Here is a 19,803-nt window from a genome sequence, read left to right on the forward strand (position 1 = left end):
CCCCGCGGCGGCGGCTGCGCCGCGCGCCCCCCAGGCGGCCGGCGCGGCGCCCCCGGCCCCCGCGCGACCCGCCTGCGCCGCGCGCCCCCAAGCCGCCCGGCAGCGGCGCCCCCGGCCCTCAGGCGGCCCGCCTGCCGCGCGCCCCCCACGCGGCCCGTCTGCGCCGCGCGCCCCCCAAGCCGCCCGGCAGCCGCCCGGCGGCGCCCCGCCCCCGCCCCTACCTGATGTTCCTCGTGTCCGCCTCCACCTCCGCCAAGTACTCCTCCATCGTCACCGGCCTCCCCCGCACCCCCGGTCGCCGCTCCCACGGCCGGGGCCCCTCCGGACGCCGGTACTCCACCCCCAGCGCCTCCAGCCGGCCCAAGTGGTGCGTCAACCGGCGCGCGAAGCCCGCCTCGTCCCGTTCCGGTGCGCACCACACCGTCTCCGCGAACGCGCTCATCCGCGGGAACGCCTGGTAGTCCAGGGCCCGGACGTTGTCGATCGCCTCCGTCCACAGGCCGCACTGCGCGCCGATGACCAGGTCCGCCGCCGGCGTGCCCCGCAGTTCCTCCGGGACCGGTTCGAAGGCGTAGACCTCCTCCACCGGAAGCACTGTGCCCACCGGGACCGGTTCTTCCGGGGCGTCCGAGGCGCGGTAGTCGAGGTAGACCTGGCGGGCCGGGCTGGTGATCACCTGGTGGCCGTCGCGGGCCGCCCGGACCGCGCCGTGGTTGTCGCGCCACGACACGATCGTCGCGGCGGGCGGCAGGCCGCCCTCCAGGATCTCGTCCCAGCCGAGCAACTGCCGTCCGCGCGCCTCCAGATGGTCCGACACCCGGCGGATGAACCAGCTCTGCAGCTCGTCCTCGTTGCGCAGCCCCAGCTCCGCCATCCGCGCCTGCGCCGCCGGGCTCGCCTTCCACTGGTCCTTCGGGCACTCGTCGCCGCCGACGCAGATGATCGGGCTGGGGAACAGCTCGATCACCTCGTCGAAGACGTGCCGTACGAAGTCCAGCGTCCCGTCGGAGACGTTGAGGATGTTCGACTTCACACCCCAGCCGGTCTCCACCTCCAACCGCTCCCCGGTGTTGCCCAGTTCGGGGTACGCCGCGATGGCGGCCTGTGTGTGCCCCGGCACGTCGACCTCCGGGACGACCAGGATGTGCCTCGCCGCCGCGTACGCGACGATCTCGCGGATGTCGTCGTGCGTGTAGTAGCCGCCGTGCGGCCGGCCGTCGCCCGTCTCGTTCCAGCCGGGCTTCGACTCGGTGCGCCAGGAGCCGATCTCCGTCAGCCGCGGGTAGCGCTTGATCTCCAGGCGCCAGCCCTGGTCGTCGGTGAGGTGGAAGTGGAGCACGTTCAGCTTGTGCAGGGCCATCTGGTCCAGCACGCGCAGCACGTCCCTCTTGGTGAAGAAGTGCCTGGCCACGTCCAGCAGGACGCCCCGCCACGCGAACCGCGGCCGGTCCTCGATCTCGACGCAGCCGACGTCCCACGGGCCCTCGTCGAGCGCGGTACGGCGCAGGGTGTGCGGCGGCAGGAGCTGGCGCAGCGTCTGCACGCCGTAGAAGGCGCCGGCCGGGCCGCCGGCGGCGATGCGGATGCCGTCCGGGCTGACCGTCAGGCGGTACGCCTCGGCCCCTGCGCCCACGCCCACGTCCCCGTCCACGCCCCCGCCCCCGTCCCCAGCGGTCAGTTCCTCGTCCAGCGTCAGCTCTATCCCGCCCCGCCCCGGCGGCAGGGTGCACCCCGTGCCCGGCAGGAGCTGTTCGCGCAGGACGCGGGCGACCGGGGCGAGCGCCGGATCGGCGACGTGCAGCGGGGTGTCCGGGCCCAGGGCGTACGAACCGGGGCGGGGGGAGCTGCGCGACGGCGTGGGGATGATCAAGGTCGGTCTCCGTTCGACGGGTTGACGATCAGCTTCGCCACTCCATATAAAGGGCTCCATCGTAAATATGTAAAGGAGTCCATCGTTAGTCGTTCGCGGCTGGTCGACGGACGACCCGTGGGCTCGGGAGGGGCGTCACGCAATGGCATCGGCAGCGGAGCTGGGCGGGGACCTGTCCCGGCTGCGGCACCTGAACTCGCTCGCGGTCGTGGACGTCCTGCGCGGCGCCGAGCCGCTCACCCTCACCGCCGTGGCCGAGCGCACCGGCCTGTCGCGGCCGTCCACCAAGGACGTCGTCGGCCAACTCGTCGGGCTGGGCTGGGTCGAGGAGATGGGGCCCGCGCCGGGCACCGTCGGCCGGCCCGCGCGGCGGTACCGGTTCCGTGCCGACGCCGGGCACGTGGCCGGCATCGACATCGGCGTGCACAGCGTGCGCGCCGCCATCGCCGACCTCGACGGCACCGTCCACGTCCAGACCCACCGCACCGTCGACCCCGCGACCCCCGTCGACGACCGCATCGCCGCCGCCGACCGGGCCGTCGCCGACTGCCTGGCCGCCGTCGGGCTGCGGCGTACGGACCTGTGGGCCGTCGGCGCGGGCACCACCGGCGTCGTGGACCGCGCCGGGACCGTGCAGTACTGCGCCGGCGTCGCGAACTGGACCGGCGTCGACCTCGCCGACCGCATCGGCGCGCTCTTCCCCTGCGCCGTGCAGATCGACAACGACTCCCGTCTCGCCGCACTCGCCGAGCGCCAGTGGGGCGTGGCCAAAGGCGTCGACGACGCCGTGTTCCTGCACGCCGGCCGGCGCACCGGCGCCGCGCTGGTCGTCGGGGGGCAGGTGCACCGCGGGTTCGGCGGCGTCGCCGGCGAGGTCGGCATGCACCCCGTGACGCACTGGGTCACCGCCGCCTCGTACCTCCACGACTGCCCGGCCGTCCCCCCGGGCGTGCCCAAGAGCGACGCCGCCCGGCACACCTTCGCCGCCGCCCGCGGCGGCGACCCCGTCGCGGTGGCGGCCGTGGAGCGGTACTGCGACGACCTGGCGCTGGGCACGTCGGCGATGGTCATGACCCTCGACCCCGAACTGGTCGTCCTCGGCGGCGCCTTCTCGCGCGCCGCCGACGTGCTGCTGCCGCGGCTGCGGCGCCGGCTGGAGGACGTGTGCCTGCGGGTGCCGGAGCTGCGCGCCTCCGCGCTTGACGAGGAGTGCGTCGCCGTCGGCGCGATCGGGCGGGCCGTGGCCCATCTGGACGGGGAACTGTTCGGCGGTGCCGCCGGGCAGATCGTCCCGCTCCACGACCTCGGCCCCGGCGGCGGCGAGCGCGCCCCCGGCGCGGCCCTCTCCGAAGGCGCCCCCCTCGCCCCCGGCAGCGCCCAGCGCGCCGAGCCGGCGGCAGAAACCCCAGGCCACCCGGGCGCCCCGCGCCACCCGGGCGTGCGGGCCCAGCGGCGCGATCCGGGCGGCCAGGGCACCCCGGGACCTGACCGAGCAGCAGGAGGTGCCCGTTGACGTCGACGCCCCGCACCGAGGCGACCGGCCATCCGACCGGCCGTCCGACCGCCCATCCCGTACGGAACGAAGGCGGCGCCCCGCCGACGTCCCCGGCCCTCCGCGCCGGTACCGCCCCGCCGCCCGCCGGCCCGCTGCGCACTCTGTGGCGGCGGACCGTCCCCGTCCGCTGGCTGGCGCCCAGCACCCTGCTCATCGCGGCCGTGATCGTCTTCCCGGCGGTCTACATGGTCGGGATGTCCTTCGTCGAGATCAACCGCATCGGCCTGACCGACGGCTTCGCCGGGCTGGAGAACTACCGCAACCTCTTCGCCGAGGACGAGCTCCCCGGCGTCGTCGGCAACACCCTCCTGTGGGTCGTGGTCGTCGTGGGCCTCACGGTCCTCCTCTCCCTCGCGCTCGCGCAGTTCCTCGCCAAGGACTTCTTCGGCCGCCGCCTCGTCCGGCTCGCGCTGATCGTGCCCTGGGCGACGTCCCTGGTGATGACCGCGACCGTCTGGCGCTTCATCTACGAGGGCGGGAACGGCCTGCTCAACCGGCTGCTGATGGATCTGCGGATCCTCGACTCGCCGGTCGACTGGTACAAGGACCCGGACATCGCCTTCTACTCCCTCATGGCGGTCGGGATCGTCACCTCGGTCCCCTTCACGGCGTACGTCCTGCTCTCCGGCCTCCAGACCATCCCCGGCGAGCTGACGGAGGCGGCGAAGATCGACGGCGCCGGGCCGTGGACCACCTGGCGGCGGGTGACGCTGCCGATGCTGCGGCCCTCGCTGACGGTCGCGCTCGTGCTCAACATGCTGCACGTCTTCAACGCCTTCGCCCTCATCTGGGTGATCATGGGCAAGACGGCCGGCAACCACGCCGACACCTCCGTCACCTTCATGTACAAGATCGCCTTCACCGGCCGGCTCGACACCGGCGAGGCCGCCGCCCTCGGCGTGCTCAACGTGATCGCGATCAGCATCCTCATCGCCGTACTCATCCGGCTGCTCAAGGGCCGCGAGAGCGCCGCGTCCGCCGGGCCGCGCCCGGGCGGCGAGGCCGCCGAGGCGCTCGGCCGCCGCGCGCGGCTCGCCTCGGCCGCCGTCGCCCGCGGCGTACGTCCGGTGACCGGGCCGCTGGCCGCCGGGTGGCGGCGGGTGCGGCACGTCGGGCTGCCGCTCGCGGGGCTCTGCGTCGCGCTGTTCTTCCTCGCGCCGTACGTCGCGATGTTCCTCGGCTCGCTGAAGACCGACGCCGAGCTGTTCCAGGTGCCCGCCGACTACCTGCCGGACGAGTGGGCCTGGTCCAACTACGCCGACGTGTGGGACAAGATCCCGCTGGCGAGCTACTTCAGGGTCAGCCTGATCGTGGCGCTGGTCTCGACGGCCGTGGTGCTGCTGATCGCCGCGCCCGCCGCCTTCATCCTGGCGCGCACCCACTTCCGCGGCCGGGGCGCGTTCCTCGGGCTCGTGCTGGTGTCCCAGATGTTCCCCGCCGTGGCGCTGCTCATCGGCCTGTACCGGGAGGCGGTGTTCACCGGCGGGATCCACAGCTACTGGTTCATCATCGCCGTCAACTGCGCCTTCAACATCGCCTTCGCCATCTGGATCCTGCACACCCAGTTCGCCTCCATACCCCTGGAGATCGACGAGGCGGCGATGCTCGACGGGCTCGGCCGCTTCCGGATCATGGTGCGGATGGCGCTGCCGCTCGCGGCCCCCGCGCTCATCACCGTCACCATCTTCACGTTCATCCAGGTCTGGAACGAGTTCGTCATCTCGCTGACCGTCTTCAACGAGCCCACCGAGAACCGGGTGCCGCTCACCGTCGGCGTCCAGCAGTTCGTGGGCCTGTACGAGACGAACTACCAGTACCTCTTCGCCGCCTCCCTGATGGCGATCGTGCCCGCGGTGATCCTGTTCGCGCTCATCGAGCGGTACCTGGTGAGCGGCCTGACGAAGGGCAGCACGAAATGAGCCACCCCATGCCCGGCAGAAGGGCCGTCCTGCGCGCCGGCGGCGCGCTCGCCTCCGCGTCGGCGCTCGCCGCGCTGGCGGCCTGCGGGCGGCCGATCCAGGCCGGCGACCCGAACGCCATCAAGGTCGTCATCGCGCAGTACACCGACGGCACGCAGCCGTACTGGCGCAGGCTCGTCGCGAAGTTCGAGGCCCTGCACCCCGGCAAGAGCGTCAAGCTGCAGATCATCGACTGGGGCAACCTGCAGACCCAGATCAACACCATGGTGCAGACGGGCCAGTTGCCCGACATCGCCAACCTCAACCTCTTCGCCGACTACGCCGACGCCGACCTGCTACACCCCGCCGAGGACGTCCTCACCCCCGAGGTCCGCGCCGACTTCCTGCCCGCCTTCGCCGACAACGCCTCCTTCCGCGGCCGGCAGTACGCGCTGCCGTTCCTCGCCACCGTCAACGGCATGTACTACAACAAGGCGATCCTCCGCGAGGCCGGCTTCGACGGGCCGCCGGCCACCCGCGACCAGTTCCTCGACGCCGTCGACCGGATCAAGGCGCTGCCCGGCGCGTACGTCCCGTACGGGCTGGCCCTCGGCATCGAGTCCGGGCACTACGAGTTCGGCACCTGGGCCCGCGCCCACGGCGGCGGCTGGACCGCGAACGGCAGGTGGGCCATCGACAGCGATCGCAACGTCGAAACGCTTGGCTTCCTCCAGGACCTCGGCAAGCGCGGCTACACCCAGCCCAACCCCGGCCAGACCAACCGCCCCGACGGCACCTGGCCGCTGTTCGCCCAGGGCAAGGCGGCGATGGTCTACGGCGCCTTCGGCGCACGGGCGTTCCTGGACCTGATCGAGAAGGGCGACGTCGACTACGGGCTGGCCGTGCACCCGGTCGCCCACGGCGCCGAGCCCGTCGCGCACGGGATCCAGGACTACCTGATGGCGTTCAGGAAGTCCGGCAACCGCGAGCTGGTCCGCGACTTCCTCAGCTTCTTCTACCGGCCCGGGAACTACGTGCCGTACCTGAAGACCGAGGGCCTGCTGCCCACGACCCGGTCGGCCGTCGACGTGCTCGAAGACGACCGGCGGGTCGGGCGGTACGTGGGGATGACGGGCCGGGCCCGGTTCGACCCCACCACGCGGCCGGTCTGGGCCGAACTGCTCGGGGTGATGGGCAACGACCTGGGCAAGGCCGTCAGCCAGAACACGGCGCCGCGGAAGGTGCTCCGCGAGTTCCAGTCGATCGCCGTCTCCGGCGGCTGACGGCCCCGACACGTCCGCGGCGGGCGGCCGTCCTCCCGCCCGCCGCGGACCACCACACCGATCAGCCGGTGCGGTGGTTGCCCTTCACCACCAGGGACGGCAGCCGCACCGCCGAGTCGTCCTCGGCGACCACGGCGAGCGCCACGGTGTTGCGCCCGTCGTCGCGGAGCAGCCCCGCGGGGAGGGTGAAGTCCCGCTGCGGGCCGATGCCGGCGCCGTACTGGCCGACGTTCCAGCCGTTGACGTACATCAGCAGCCGGTGCCCGGCGGGCGGCTCGCCGAACCGCAGGGCGAGGGCGGTGTCCTGGCCGTGCGGCAGGCCGAGCCGGAACGACGTGCGGTACCAGGTCACGGTGCCGCCCTCGACGTCCGGCCGGGACCGGCGCCAGTCACCGGACGCGGGAGCCTGCGGCAGGTGCCAGCCGTGCCGCTCGCCGTACAGGCCGCCGTTGTTGAACGGGCCGCGCTCGGTGTCGGCGAGGTCCTCGCCGCCGCGGGTCCCCTGGATCCGCCAGGCGATGTCCGCGGCCGAGCCGGGCAGCTCCGCCCGGACCAGGCCGCGCGGCTGCTTGAAGCGGGTGTCGTCGGCGATCCAGTCGTCGTTGTGGCCCATGTTCTGCACGAGGACGGCGACGACGACCTCCTCGCCCGGGGCGGTGTCCGGCAGCGTGAACGCGCCCGGCCCCGGGTCCTCGTTGACCGGCGGGTCGGAGTCCGCCTGAACGCCGCCCTGCGCCGAGCCGAGGTAGCGGCCGTCGGCCCACACCTGGTAGATCCCGCGGCGGCCGGTGATCGCGTTCAGCTTCAGCCCGGTCTCGGCGCCGGTGGCGGTGAACCGCCCGCGGTACCACAGGCTGCCGTGGTGGAAACCGTGGTCGTCGGCGTGCAGCGTCCGGTCCGCCGCCCGCCAGCGGGAGTCGTCGAAGTCCGGCCGCGCCTCCGGCGCCTCCGCCGCCGCCCGCCAGCCGGTCAGCTCCGGCGGCTCGACCGCCCGCGGCCCGGGCAGCGAGCCGAGCAGCGAACCGCTCGCGGTCCGCCGTACGGGCACCCGGTCGCCGTTCACCGCCAGCCGCCCGGCGCCGGTGAACACCTCGACCTCCCCGGCCCGTTCGGTGTCCGCCCGCAGCAGCGCCGTGCCGCCGCGGACCGCCCCGTCGCGGAGCAGCGCCGTGCCGCGTACCAGCAGCCCGCTCTCCGCGTCCTGCCAGAACTCCGCCGCGGTGGCGTCGGTGCCGAGCAGGAGCAGCAGCGGCGGCCGGCCGCCGCCGGTGATCCGCACCCGGGTCAGGTCTTCGTGGACGTAGTCGAGCGTCAGCGCGTCTCCTTCGCGGGCGTACGAGACGTCCGCGGCGCCGTCGAGCACCTCGACCCCGGGGCGGGACCCGTACTCCAGCACCGTCCGCCCGGCCTCGCCCTCGCGCCCGTACAGCAGCGCGACGTCCCGGCCGCCGGCGCTCGTGTGCGTCATCAGCTCGGAGCTGGAGAGCGCGAGCCGCTGCCCGCCGAAGGCGTAGTCGGAGAGGAGCACCTTGGCGTCCCGGCCGTCGAGGCGCACCGGCAGCGTCCGTCCGTCGCCGTAGTCGAGGACGGCGGAGTCGTCGGTGGTGGCGGGCGGGTCGGCGTGGCGGAGGAGGGTGAAGCGGGCGCCGGTGTCGGGGTTGACGCGGGCGGCGGTCTCCAGCGCCGGGTTGTCGGACGCCGGTGCCGCCGCCTCGTCCGTCTTCGCCAGTTGCCCGGCCGCCGCCCGCAGGAAGTGCGACTGCAGCTTGAACTCGTCGTACTTCTCCGTCAACTGCCGGTCCTCGGTGATCATCGCGCCGTAGTCGTACGAGGTGTAGACGTCGTTCGGCTGCGCCAGGTAGCCCCAGTTGGTGCCGCCGAAGCCCATGTAGTAGCTGAAGAGGGTGGCGCCGCTCCTGATCAGGTTGGACTTGTAGAAGTACTTCATGTAGGCGGGGCCGGTGAGCTTCCGGCACGCCTCGTACCCGGCGTTGTTGAGATCGATCGCCCCGCCCTGGTACTCGGCGGCGTACACGGGCGCGTCGGCCTTGAGCCGCCGCGTGATGCCGTCGCCCCACGGGCCCCAGACGGTGTCTGCGTTCTGGCACTCGAAGGACTGCGGGTAGTCGTCCAGACCGGGGATGTCGACGGCGCCCAGGCCCTCCGCCCAGTGCGGCGTCCAGGACGCCTGGCAGCACTGGTTGTGCGTGACGGGCACGTCCACGCCCTGCGCGTGCGCGAGGTCCTGGAGGTCCTGCATGTACTGCGCGTCGGTGTTCTGCGCGTACTCGTTCTCGACGTTGTAGAGGACGACCGGGCCGCCGCGGGTGACCTGGTGCGGCACGATGATCCGGTTGATCTCGGTCAGCCACTCCCGGTACGCGGCGGTGTACCCGGCGTCCGACGACCGGGCCCGCCCCTCGACGGTCTTCAGCCACGCGGGCAGCCCGCCGCCGCTGGTCTCGGCGTTGATGTACGGACCGGGCCGGACGACGGCGTACAGCCCGACGTCCTCGACGACGTCGAGCAGCCGGTCGACGTCGCGGACGCCGGAGAAGTCGTAGACGCCGCGCTTGGGGGAGTGGTAGCCCCAGTGGAAGTACAGGGACACGGTGTTGAACCCGGCGGCCTTGTACTTCTCCAGGACGTCCCGCCAGGTGTCCGGCGACGGCAGCCGGAAGTAGTGGAACTCGGCGCCCTGGAGCAGGACGCGCTCGCCGTCGACGATCAGCGAGTGGCGGTCGTAGGAGACGGTGTGAGCGGTGCGCGCGTCCGCGCGGGCGACGGGCTGCGGCCGTGCCTCCGGCGCGCGTTCCGGCGCCGGGGCGCCGGAGACCAGCCCGAGGCAGGCCGCCGCGGCGAGCGCGAGCAGCGCCGCGAGCGCGCGGCGCGGCCGCGCGTGGCGGCGGGTGACGAGTGGGTGCATGACGCTTCCTTCCGTGAGAAGGGCGAACGGCCGCCCGCCGGGTGCTGGCTGCGGCGGGCCGGGTGTGGCGGGGGCCGGTGGGGCCGGGTGGGTTGGGGGGTGTCCGGCTCGGGTGCGCTGTGCGGGGCGGTTGCGCGGGTGGTTCGGCGGGCGCTGCGCGCCGCCGTCCGGACGCCGCCCCGCGGCCCCGGAGGGCCTGGGCGACGCCTCGGACGGTCGTCGTGGCTGCGGGCCCGAGGCGCCCACCGCCGCCGGGACGCGACGCCGCGATGCCGCGGTCCCGCAGTGCCGCGAGGCGCGGGTGGTTCGGCGGGCGCTGCGCGCCGCCGTCCGGACGCCGCCCCGCGGCTCCGGAGGGCCGGGGCGACGCCTCGGACGGTCGTCGTGGCTGCGCGGCCCGAGGCGCCCACCGCCGCAGTGCCGCGATGCCGCGGTCCCCCCCCGGTGCCGCGATGCCGCGCTGCCGTGATTCCGTGCGCGCCTCGCTCCTCGTGATGCCGGGATGTCGCGCCTCGCGATGCCGCGGCTCGACCCCGCGACCCCGCGACCCCGCGGCTTCGCGAGCCCGCGCTCTCACGGCTCCGCGGCTCGGTCTCCGCGGCCCGCGGGCAGCGGCCGAAGGCTCAGCGCAGCGAGAACTCGGACAGGCGCAGCCCTTCGGAGAGGACCAGGTACACGTCCTGGCGGCGGGACGCCCCCTTCAGCGCCGCGGTGACCTCCGTGTACGTGTACCGCGACCCCGTGCTCGGCACGGGCACCCTGCCCGCCAGGCGGCCGTCCGGGCCGCCCAGGCGGACCTCCAGCGCGCCGTCGCCCGGCGACTCCTTCGCCACCCGGGCCACCAGCCGCCGCGCCCCGCCCCGCAGGTCCGCGTCCGCGAACAGCAGCCACGCGCCCGCCGACTCCGCGCCCACCGCCGTGCCCCGCGGCTTCGACTCGTCGACCAGCCGCACGCCCGCGTAGTCGTCGAAGTTCTCCGCCCGGGTCGTCCGCCGCAGATCCCGCGGCGGCACCGTCTCGCCGTCGACGGCCAGCTCCGCCCGCCCCCTGATGTCCCCGGACGAGGCGCCGACCAGCACCTCGTACGTGCTGCGCTCCACCACCCAGCGCTCCCGGGTGACGTCCCAGTGCGCCAGCGCGTCGCGCTCCAGCGGCAGCGTCACCGTGCGCGTCTCGCCCGGCCGCAGCGACACCTTCGCGAACGCCTGGAGCTTCTTCAGCGGCTGCTTCACCCGCGAGCTGCGCTGCCGCGTGTACAACTGCACGACCTCCGCGCCCGCCCGCCGGCCGGTGTTGGTGACCGCCACCGCGACCGCGCCGCGCAGCAGCCGCGGGCGGCCGTAGCGGAACGTGGTGTACGACAGGCCGTGGCCGAAGGGGTAGAGCACGTCGCCCGTGAAGTACTGGTACGTGCGGTCGTACTTGATGTTGTCGTACTCCAGGATCGGCGGCAGATCGGCCGTCGAGCGGTACCAGGTCTGGGTGAGCCGGCCCGCCGGGTTCACGTCGCCGAAGAGCACATCGGCGAGGGCGCGGCCCGTCTCCTGGCCGGCGTGGGTCGTCCACACCAGCGCCGGGACGTGCTCCTGCTCCCAGGTCAGCGTCGTGGGGTAGCTGTTCTCGACCACGACGACGGTCCTGGGGTTGGCCGCCAGCACGGCGCGTACCAGCGCGGACTGGGGGGCGGCCAGGCCCATGTCCTCGCGGTCGTCGGTCTCCCGGGCGGTGATGAACGGCATCGAGCCGACGACGACGATCGCGGTGTCCGCGGCCCGGGCCGCCGCCACGGCCTCGTCGATGCCGTCTCGAAGCGTTTCGAGGGTGTAGCGGGAGGCTTCGGCGGCGGGGCCGAGGACGAGCCCGCCGTCCTCGGCGCGGGCGCGGAGATAGACGGCGTCGCCGAGCCAGTTCTCGTACCCCGCGTACCTGAGCACCACCGTGCCGTCGTCCTGCTCCTCCGGCCGGAACAACTGCGAGACGAACCAGCCGTTGGGCTGGTCCTGGTCGTTGAAGAACCGGTAGCCCTCCGGCCCGTCGCCGTCCGGGTCGCGCATGCCGACGACCTTGCCGTTGGCGACGGACCGCAGCGTGACGATGCCCTCGCCCCAGCCGAAGACGTCGAACTGCTCGGTCTCGCCCGCCGCCGTCGCGCTCTCGGCCAGCGCCGCGCCCTCCGCGCCGGCCCCGGCGGTGACGTAGCGGCCGGTCGCGGCGTTCTTCAGCGCGACGCGGTCGACGGCCTCGCTCGTGGTGACCTCCGCGCCGGCGCCGAGCCGGTCGGCGATGCCCTTCAGCGGCGTGATCGCGTACGGCAGGCTGCCCGAGTACCAGTCGGTGTACAGGGTGTCGGCCAGCGGGCCGACGACCGCGACCTTCCGCAGCGCGCGGGCGTCGAGCGGCAGCGCGCCGCGGTCGTTCTTCAGCAGCACGACGGCCTCGGCGGCGGTGCGGCGGGCGAGCCTGCGGTGCGCGGGGCTGTCGATGACGGACCTGTCGAGGTGCCCGTACGGGCCGCCGTCCGCGGTGAAGTCGCCGAGGCGCGCGCGGATGTCGAGGATGTGCCGTACGGCGGTGTCCACGTCCGCCTCGGTGAGCAGACCCTGCGCCAGGGCCTCCCGGACGGCGGCGGCGGTCGGGCCGCCGTCGGTGTCGTCGGTGGTGAAGCTGTCGACCCCCGCCTTGAGGATGGCGGCGTCGGCCTCGGCGAGGGTGTCGAAGTACTTCTGCGAGCCGGTGGCCGGCAGGTTGTTGGGGGCCCAGGCGTCGGTGACGTTGAGCAGGGCGCGGTCGGTCCAGGTGCGTACCGAGGCGTTCAGGTCGGTGACCGTGCAGGGGCGGCCGTTGACGAGGTTGTACGCGGTCATGACGCCGCACGCCGCGTCGGCGGAGATCGCCGCCCGGTAGGCCGGCTCCTCGTACTCCCTGAGCACCCGCGGGCGGAGGTCCGAGGAGGTCTGGTCGCGGCGGACCTCGTTGTTGTTGGCCAGGTAGTGCTTGACGAGGGGTGCCGTCTTGAGGTTGTCGGGGTCGCCGCCGCTCAGCCCGCCCGCGTACGCCGTGGAGATCACGCCGGTCAGGTACGGATCCTCGGAGTAGCCCTCCTCGTTGCGGCCCCAGCGCGGGTCGCGCAGCAGGTTCACCACCGGCGCCCACACGTTCAGGCCCCAGCCGGCGGGGCGTTCGTGCTGGAGGCCGCGCACCTCGTCGCCGACGGCGGCGCCGACCTCGCGGATCAGCGCCGGGTTCCAGGTGGACGCGAGGCCGACGGCCTGCGGGAAGACGGTGGCGGGGCCGAGCCAGGCCAGGCCGTGCAGGGCCTCCGTGCCGGTGCGGAACGCCTTCATCCCGAGCCTGGGGATGGCGGGTTGCCACTGGTGGAGCAGGGAGATCTTCTCGTCCAGGGTGAGTTCGGCGAGCAGCGCGCGGACCCTGGCGGCGGTCGCCGGGGGCGCGGCGGCTGCCGGGGCGGTTCCGGCGAGCGTGGTCACGAGCGGGACGGCCAGCGGGACGGCGAGGACTGTTCTGCGTTTCACGTGTGCGACTCCTTCTGATCTTGTCGAATCGCTTCGACTGCGAGATGAGTTGCTCCGTTCCGTAGCGCGCGGCCGTGAGCCGGTCGGCCAATCGGCCGGCCGGCGGCTCGGCTAGCCGGCGCGCGGCGCCGTCGTGGCCCGCCGGGTCAGCCACGGCGGCAGCATCGTCGCCTCCGGCACGTCCAGCCGGTCGAGCTTGCGCATCAGCAGCTCCACGGCCCGCGCCCCGATCTGCGCGGACGGCACGGCCACCGACGAGATCGGCAGCGGCGCCTGCTCCGCCAGCTCGTCCGGGCAGATCGCCACCACCGACAGGTCCTCCGGCACCCGCAGCCCGAGCCGCCGAAACGCTTCGATCAGCGGCTGCACCACCGGCTCGTTGTGCACCACGACCCCGGTCAGCTCCGGGTGCTCGCGCAGCAGCCGCTCCGCCATCGCCTGCGCCGCCGCCGGGGTCGCCTCGCAGGGGTGCACCGTCGACGTCAGCCCCCGCTCGTCGGCCGCCGCGGTGAAGCCCTGCGTCACGCGCTGCGCGAAGCCCGTCCGGCGCAGGTACACGGCCGGTGGCGAGCCGACGAGGGCCACGCACCGGTGGCCCAGCTCCGCCAGATGCGTCACGCACGCCCCGCCGGCCGCCGCGAAGTCCAGGTCGATGCAGGTCAGTCCGGCCGCGTCGGCGGGGAAGCCGATGAGCACCGAGGGCCGGTCCAGGGTGCGCAGCAGCGGCAGCCGCGCGTCGTGCAACTGCACGTCCATGACGATGAGCGCGTCCACCAGCGCCGTGTCCGCCACCCGCCGCAGCCCCTCCTCGCCCTCCTCCTGGGTGAGCAGCAGCACGTCGTGGTCGTGCTGCCGGGCCGTCGTCACCACCGACACCGCGAACTGCATGACCACCGGCACGTGGATCCCGCTGCGGAACGGGATCACCAACGCCAGCACGTTGGACCGGCTGCTCGCCAGCGCGCGGGCGCCGGCGTGCGGGCGGTAGCCCAGCTCGCGGATGCTGGCCTCGATGCGCAGCCGGGTCTCCTCGGAGATCGGGCGCTTGCCGCTGAGCGCGTACGAGACGGTGCTCGGCGACACCCCGGCGTGCCGGGCCACATCGGTGATCTTGACCATCAACTCCCCCTGCTCCCCGCGCTCGACGTACCGGCCGTTCGGCATGCCGGACAGCCGGACCCTAGCCCAGCTCCGCCACGACGACCCCGCGGCCCGCCTCCGCGCGCACCGTCGGACCGCCCACGACCTCCAGCGCCCACGGCTTCCCGGCCCCGTCCGCTGTGCCGTCCTCCGCACCGCCCGCCGACGCCCGTACCGTGCCGCCCTCGCACACCACCGTGAAGACCGTCCCCCCGACCGGCACCCGGACCCGCTGCCCCGGCCGCAGCCCGTACGCCCGCAGCGTCACCCCGTCCGCGTAGTCGTAGTCCGGCCGGTCGTCCACCGCCCCCACCGGCAGCACCGCGCCCGGCCGCACCAGCACCGGCGCGCTCGCGAACCCGTGCCGCTCCCGCACCCACCGCGGCCCCGCCACCTCCGCGCCGCTCAGCAGATGCGTCCACGTGCCCTCCGGCACGTAGTACGACACCTCGCCCCCGTCGCTGAACACCGGCGCCACCAGCAGGTCGGGACCCAGCATGTACTGCCGCTCCAGATGCGTGCACGCCCGGTCCTCCGGGAACTCCAGCGCCATCGGCCGCATCATCGGCACCCCCGACTCGTGCGCCTCGCGCGCCACCGCGTCCAGATACGGCATCAGCCGCAGCTTCAGCTTGGTGAACACCCGCAGCACGTCCACGGCCTCCTCGTCGAAGAGCCACGGCACCCGGTACGACGACGAGCCGTGCAGCCGGCTGTGCGACGACAGCAGCCCGAAGGCGATCCACCGCTTGAACAGCGCGGGCGACGGCGTGCCCTCGAAGCCCCCGATGTCGTGGCTCCAGTAGCCGAAGCCCGACATCCCCAGCGACAGACCGCCGCGCAGCGACTCCGCCATCGCCTCGTACGTCGACTCGCAGTCGCCGCCCCAGTGCACCGGGAACTGCTGGCTGCCGGCCGTCGCAGACCGCGCGAAGACCACCGCCTCGCCCTCGCCGCGGTGCTTCTTCAGCACGTCGAAGACCGTCTGGTTGTAGAGGTAGGTGTAGTAGTTGTGCATCCGCTCCGGGTCGGAGCCGTCGAAGTACGCGACGTCGGTGGGCACCCGCTCGCCGAAGTCGGTCTTGAAGCAGTCGACGCCCATGTCGAGCAGCGCCGCCAGCTTGCCCGCGTACCAGGCGCACGCCTCGGGATTGGTGAAGTCCACCAGCGCCATCCCCGGCTGCCACAGGTCCCACTGCCACACCCCGCCGTCCGGCTTGCGCAGCAGATAGCCGGCGTCGCGGCCCTCGGCGAACAGCGGGGAGCGCTGCGCGATGTACGGGTTGATCCACACGCAGATCTTCAGGCCCCGCTCCTTCAGCCGCCGCAGCATGCCCGCCGGGTCGGGGAAGACCCGCGGGTCCCACTCGAAGTCGCACCAGTGGAACTCGCGCATCCAGAAGCAGTCGAAGTGGAAGACGGACAGCGGCAGGTCGCGTTCGGCCATCCCGTCGATGAAGGAGGTGACGGTCTCCTCGTCGTACGAGGTCGTGAACGACGTCGACAGCCACAGCCCGAACGACCAGGCCGGCGGCAGCGCGGGCCGCCCGGTCAGCGCCGTGTACTTGCGCAGGATCTCCTTCGGCGTCGGCCCGTGGATGACGTAGTACGTCAGCTCCTGCCCCTCGACGCTGAACTGCACCCGCGACACCGCCTCGGAGCCCACCTCCAGCGACACCCGCCCGGGGTGGTCGACGAAGACGCCGTAGCCGGCGTCGGTGAGGTAGAACGGCACGTTCTTGTACGCCTGCTCGGTGGCGGTGCCGCCGTCGGCGTTCCAGATGTCGACGACCTGGCCGTTCTTCACCAGCGGCCCGAAGCGCTCGCCGAGCCCGTAGACGTGGGTGCCGACGGTGAGCCCGAGCTGCTCGCGCAGGTAGTGCCGGGCCGGGCCGCCGCCGGGCGGCTCCGTCTCCATGATGCCCATGCCCTTGGGTCCCGAGGAGGTCAGCGGCCTCAGCCCGTCGGCGGTGAGGAAGTCCAGCCGCCACGGCCCGCCGCGCGCCACCCGCAGGGCGAGGCTGCCGGCGGTGAGCAGGGCGTGTTCGTCGTCGTAGCTGACGTGCGCGTGCGGCCCGGAGTCCGCGAGCTGGAAGCGGGGCCCGGTGTCGGTGCCGCCGTCGAAGTGGGTGAGCGTCACCCCGATCACGTCGGGCATGGGGGAGTGGCAGGAGACCGTCATGACCGGGCCCTTCAGCAGATCGCCGCGGTGCCGGATGGGCTGGGTCGGTGCGTGGACGTCCAGCGTGCCGTCCCCGGCGGTGACGTCGAGCACCTCCACGGGGTACGCGGCGCGGACTCCCGCACGCAGCATCCAGTAGCCGTCGGTGAACTTCATGCGCAGCCTCTCGGGGGTCGGTTCCGGGTCACTTCACCGCGCCCACGGCGATGCCGCGGGTCAGGGTCCGCTGGAAGAGGAGGAAGAACGCGATCGCCGGCAGCACGCCCAGCAGGGCGGCGGCGTTCGTCATCGTGGCGTCCATGTCCCGCTGGCCCTGGAGCACGCCGAGGGCGACGGACACGGTCTGGTTGTCGTCCGAGACGAGCATGACCAGCGGCAGCAGGAACTCGTTCCACGTCCAGATGAAGAACAGCACCAGCAGCACGCCGATCGTCGGCCGGCTGACGGGCACCACCACCCGCCACAGCACCTGCCACTTGCCCGCCCCGTCGATCCGCGCCGCCTCGATCACCTCGCGCGGGAACCCGCCGAGCACCGAGGCCAGCAGGTACGTGCCGAAGGCGGACTGCACGACGGTGAAGACGATCACCACGCTGAGACGGGTGTCGTACAGGCCCGCCTCCTTCGACAGGTAGTAGACCGGGTAGACCAGCGCCTCCTGCGGCAGCATGTTCGCCAGCACGAAGAACGCCAGCACCCACGCCCGCCCGCGGATCCGCCCGATGCCGATCGCGTACGCGCTCAGCACCGACAGCACCACCGCGAGCACCGCGACCGACCCGGAGATCAGCACCGAGTTCCACAGCTTCTGCCCGAAGTCGACGCGCTCCCAGAAGTCCGCGAGCCCGTCGAGGTACACGCCGTCGGGCATGCTCAGCGGCCCGTCGCTGCTGTACTCCTCCGGCGACTTCACCGCGTTCATCAGCACGACGAGGAACGGCAGCACCATGAACGCCGCGCCCAGCACCAGCGCCACGAGCACGGGATACTTCCTGACCGCGGTCATGTGGCCTCGTCCTCCGCCCTCGTCTGCAGCTTCAGGGCGACGACCGCCAGCGCGAGGATGAGCACGGTGAGGACCGTGGAGATCGCGGCGCCGTAGCCGGCCTGGAAGTTCTCGAAGAAGTTCTGGTACGCGAAGTACGACGGGACGTTCGTCGCCCCGCCCGGACCGCCGCCGGTCAGGACGTACACCATGCCGAAGACCTTCAGCGCCGCGATCGTGCACCACAGCAGCACCACCGCGATCTCCGGCCGCAGTTGCGGCAGCGTCACGTGCAGGAACCGCCGCCACCAGCCCGCGCCGTCCAGCTCCGCCGCCTCGTGCAGCGCCGGGTCGAGGCGCTGGAGTCCGGCCATGAAGATCACCAGCGGAAAGCCGATCTGCACCCACACCATCACGGCCATCACGCTGTACAGCGCCCAGTCAGGGTCGCCCAGCCAGTCCTGCTGGAGGGCGTCGAGCCCCATGGCGCCCAGGAGTTCGTTGAGCGAGCCGCTCTCCGGCGCCAGGATCCAGCTCCACACGATGCCGGCGACCGCGATCGGCAGCACCTGCGGCAGGTAGAAGCAGGCGCGCAGCACGGCCACCCAGCGGCTGCCGGCGTGCCGGCCGACGAAGTCGAAGAGCGCCGAGGCCAGCACGAGACCGAGCGCGGTCGGCAGCAGCGCCATCGCCGCGACCATGGCCAGGCTGTGCCGGAAGGACTCCCAGAAGTCCTCGTCGCCGAGGAGCCGGTCGTAGTTCTCCAGACCGGTGAACTCCGGCGAGCCGACGCCGCTCCACTCGGTGAAGCTGATCCCGGTGTTCATCACGAACGGCACGACGATGACGACGAGGAACGCCAGCGCGCCGGGGAGCAGGAAGAGCGCGTACGAGCCTTCGGTGGACGACCGGCGCGCACCGCCGGGGCGGCCTTTGCGCCACCGCCGGCGGGAGGGGGTTCGGCTCCCGCCGGCGGGGCGAGCCGCGTCCTTGGAGGCCGCGGTGACCGGGGCGCTCATTCCTGCAGCACGTTCTCGTCGTACTCGGCCTGGAGCGACTCCAGCACGTCGGCGGGCTCCGCGCTGCCGGTGAGGAGCTTCTGCGTCTCGGACGTCATCGAGTCGTAGAAGCCGTTGGCGGGCCAGTCGGGGTAGTAGGCGAGGCCGTCGGCGCCGGCGAGCGCCGTGTAGTCCTCGATGAGGGCCTTCGACTTCGGGTCGGTGATCGCGGCGGCGTCGGCCGCGACCGGGACGCCGCCGTTGTCGCCCAGGATGTTCTGGATGCCCTTCTTCATCGTGATGTCGATGAAGTCGTACGCGAGCTCCTTGTTCTCGGCGCCCTCCGGGACCACCCACAGGTTGCCGCCGGAGCCGAGGGTCAGGTCGCTCTCGGGCCACAGGAAGGTGTCCCAGTCGAACTTCTGCACCTCCGCCTGGAAGCGGCCGAACCACCAACTGCCGGAGAACAGCATCGGGTGCTTGCCCTGGATGAAGGAGACGCCGGCGTCCTCGGCCTTGGTGCCCGAGGAGTTCTCGGCGATGTAGCCCTTGTCGACCCAGTCGGCGAAGGTCTCGGCGGCGTAGGTCCAGGCGGCGTCGGAGAAGTCGGTCTCGCCGCCCATCTGGAAGGAGTCGACCCACGCCTTGTCGGCCCGGCTGAGGGCGAGCTGGTAGAGGTACTGCTGCGCCACGTACTCGGCGCCGGCGTTGGCGAACGGGGTGATCCCGGCGTCCGCGAACGTCGCGAGCGCGTCCTCCAGCTCCGCGAACGTGGTCGGGACCTCGACGCCGTGCTCCTCGAAGAGGTCCTTGTTGTAGTAGACCATCGTGAACTCGGCGTAGTTGGGGATGCCGTACCAGGCGCCGGAGCCCATGACGCCGCTCTCGTCGTACTGGCTGGTGGTCGCGACGGTCGGCGGGATGGCGTCGGCCCAGCCGCGCTTCTCCGCCTCCTCGCTGAGATCGGTGAGGAGCCCCTGCCGGGAGAGCTGGCCGGTGGTGGCGTTGCCCTTGTTGTACTCCAGGAGGTCGGGTGCCTCGTCGGAGTTGAGCACCTGCGGGGCGGTCTTCTGGATCTGCTCGAAGCCCTTCTCCTCGAACTCGACCTTCACCCCCGGGTGGCTCTTCTCGAACTCCTCGATGGCCTCGGCCCAGGCCTTGCCCATGGCGCTTTCGGGATTCTCGTAGTGCCAGAGCCGCAGGGTCTTGCCGTCACCCGACCCGCCGTCGCCGGAGTCGCCGCACGCCGCGAGCGTGCTCAGCGACAGGGCTCCCGCCAGGGCGGCGGCCAGCAGGCGCGCCCTTCTCCGTGCCTTCAACATCCACTGCCTCCGGGAGAGTCGTCCTCGCCTCGTCGAACCGTTTCGATGAGAGGTGTCGAAGCGCTTCGACGGAGGAACGTAGGGAGGGCCCGCCGGTATGTCAATGGCGTT

At 72.9% G+C, this 19,803-nt stretch carries 11 protein-coding genes; 3 read left to right on the top strand and 8 right to left on the bottom strand.

Annotated features, from left to right (window positions below; all coding sequences use genetic code 11):
- Positions 1–217: 217 nt before the first annotated feature.
- A complete protein-coding gene (locus O7599_RS25965) occupies positions 218–1,870 on the bottom strand; it encodes a beta-N-acetylhexosaminidase (RefSeq protein WP_281618027.1) in 1,653 nt (550 codons plus the stop codon).
- A 142-nt stretch (positions 1,871–2,012) separates the two neighbouring features.
- On the opposite strand from O7599_RS25965, the gene O7599_RS25970 reads away from it, so the two are divergent.
- Genes O7599_RS25970 through O7599_RS25980 form a run of 3 tightly spaced genes read left to right on the top strand, consistent with a single transcriptional unit; the run spans position 2,013 to position 6,606 of the window.
- Positions 2,013–3,383, top strand: coding sequence for an ROK family transcriptional regulator (locus tag O7599_RS25970; protein ID WP_281618028.1), 1,371 nt, complete (start codon positions 2,013–2,015; stop codon positions 3,381–3,383).
- On the top strand, positions 3,380–5,344 hold the full coding sequence (locus tag O7599_RS25975) for an ABC transporter permease subunit (RefSeq protein WP_281618029.1): 1,965 nt from the start codon (positions 3,380–3,382) through the stop codon (positions 5,342–5,344). The genes O7599_RS25970 and O7599_RS25975 overlap by 4 nt, the downstream gene beginning before the upstream one ends.
- 8 nt (positions 5,345–5,352) lie before the next feature.
- Positions 5,353–6,606, top strand: a complete 1,254-nt coding sequence (locus tag O7599_RS25980; protein WP_281618030.1) for an extracellular solute-binding protein — start codon at positions 5,353–5,355, stop codon at positions 6,604–6,606.
- Between the two features lie 61 nt (positions 6,607–6,667).
- Here O7599_RS25980 and O7599_RS25985 read toward each other — a convergent pair whose 3' ends face one another.
- The 7 genes from O7599_RS25985 to O7599_RS26015 all read right to left on the bottom strand — a co-directional run bounded on the left by O7599_RS25985 (position 6,668) and on the right by O7599_RS26015 (position 19,692).
- Positions 6,668–9,532: a beta-galactosidase gene (locus tag O7599_RS25985; protein WP_281618031.1), complete on the bottom strand. Its 2,865-nt coding sequence runs from the start codon at positions 9,530–9,532 to the stop codon at positions 6,668–6,670.
- Positions 9,533–10,155: 623 nt separating this feature from the next.
- On the bottom strand, positions 10,156–13,065 hold the full coding sequence (locus tag O7599_RS25990; RefSeq protein ID WP_281618032.1) for a glycoside hydrolase family 3 protein: 2,910 nt from the start codon (positions 13,063–13,065) through the stop codon (positions 10,156–10,158).
- A gap of 111 nt (positions 13,066–13,176) precedes the next feature.
- Entirely contained in the window at positions 13,177–14,229 is a 1,053-nt protein-coding gene (locus tag O7599_RS25995; RefSeq protein ID WP_281618033.1) for a LacI family DNA-binding transcriptional regulator, read from the bottom strand.
- Positions 14,230–14,245: 16 nt separating this feature from the next.
- Positions 14,246–16,543: an alpha-xylosidase gene (yicI, locus tag O7599_RS26000; RefSeq protein WP_281618034.1), complete on the bottom strand. Its 2,298-nt coding sequence runs from the start codon at positions 16,541–16,543 to the stop codon at positions 14,246–14,248.
- A 28-nt stretch (positions 16,544–16,571) separates the two neighbouring features.
- On the bottom strand, positions 16,572–17,393 hold the full coding sequence (locus O7599_RS26005) for a carbohydrate ABC transporter permease (RefSeq protein ID WP_281618035.1): 822 nt from the start codon (positions 17,391–17,393) through the stop codon (positions 16,572–16,574).
- The gene (locus O7599_RS26010; RefSeq protein ID WP_281618036.1) at positions 17,390–18,391 is read right to left on the bottom strand and encodes a sugar ABC transporter permease; all 1,002 of its coding nucleotides are present in this window, start codon (positions 18,389–18,391) and stop codon (positions 17,390–17,392) included. The genes O7599_RS26005 and O7599_RS26010 overlap by 4 nt, the downstream gene beginning before the upstream one ends.
- Positions 18,388–19,692: an extracellular solute-binding protein gene (locus O7599_RS26015; RefSeq protein ID WP_281618037.1), complete on the bottom strand. Its 1,305-nt coding sequence runs from the start codon at positions 19,690–19,692 to the stop codon at positions 18,388–18,390. Before O7599_RS26015 ends, O7599_RS26010 begins: the two co-directional genes overlap by 4 nt.
- Positions 19,693–19,803 lie beyond the last annotated feature (111 nt).

It is taken from the genome of Streptomyces sp. WMMC500 (assembly GCF_027497195.1).
Classification (GTDB): Bacteria; Actinomycetota; Actinomycetes; order Streptomycetales; family Streptomycetaceae; genus Streptomyces.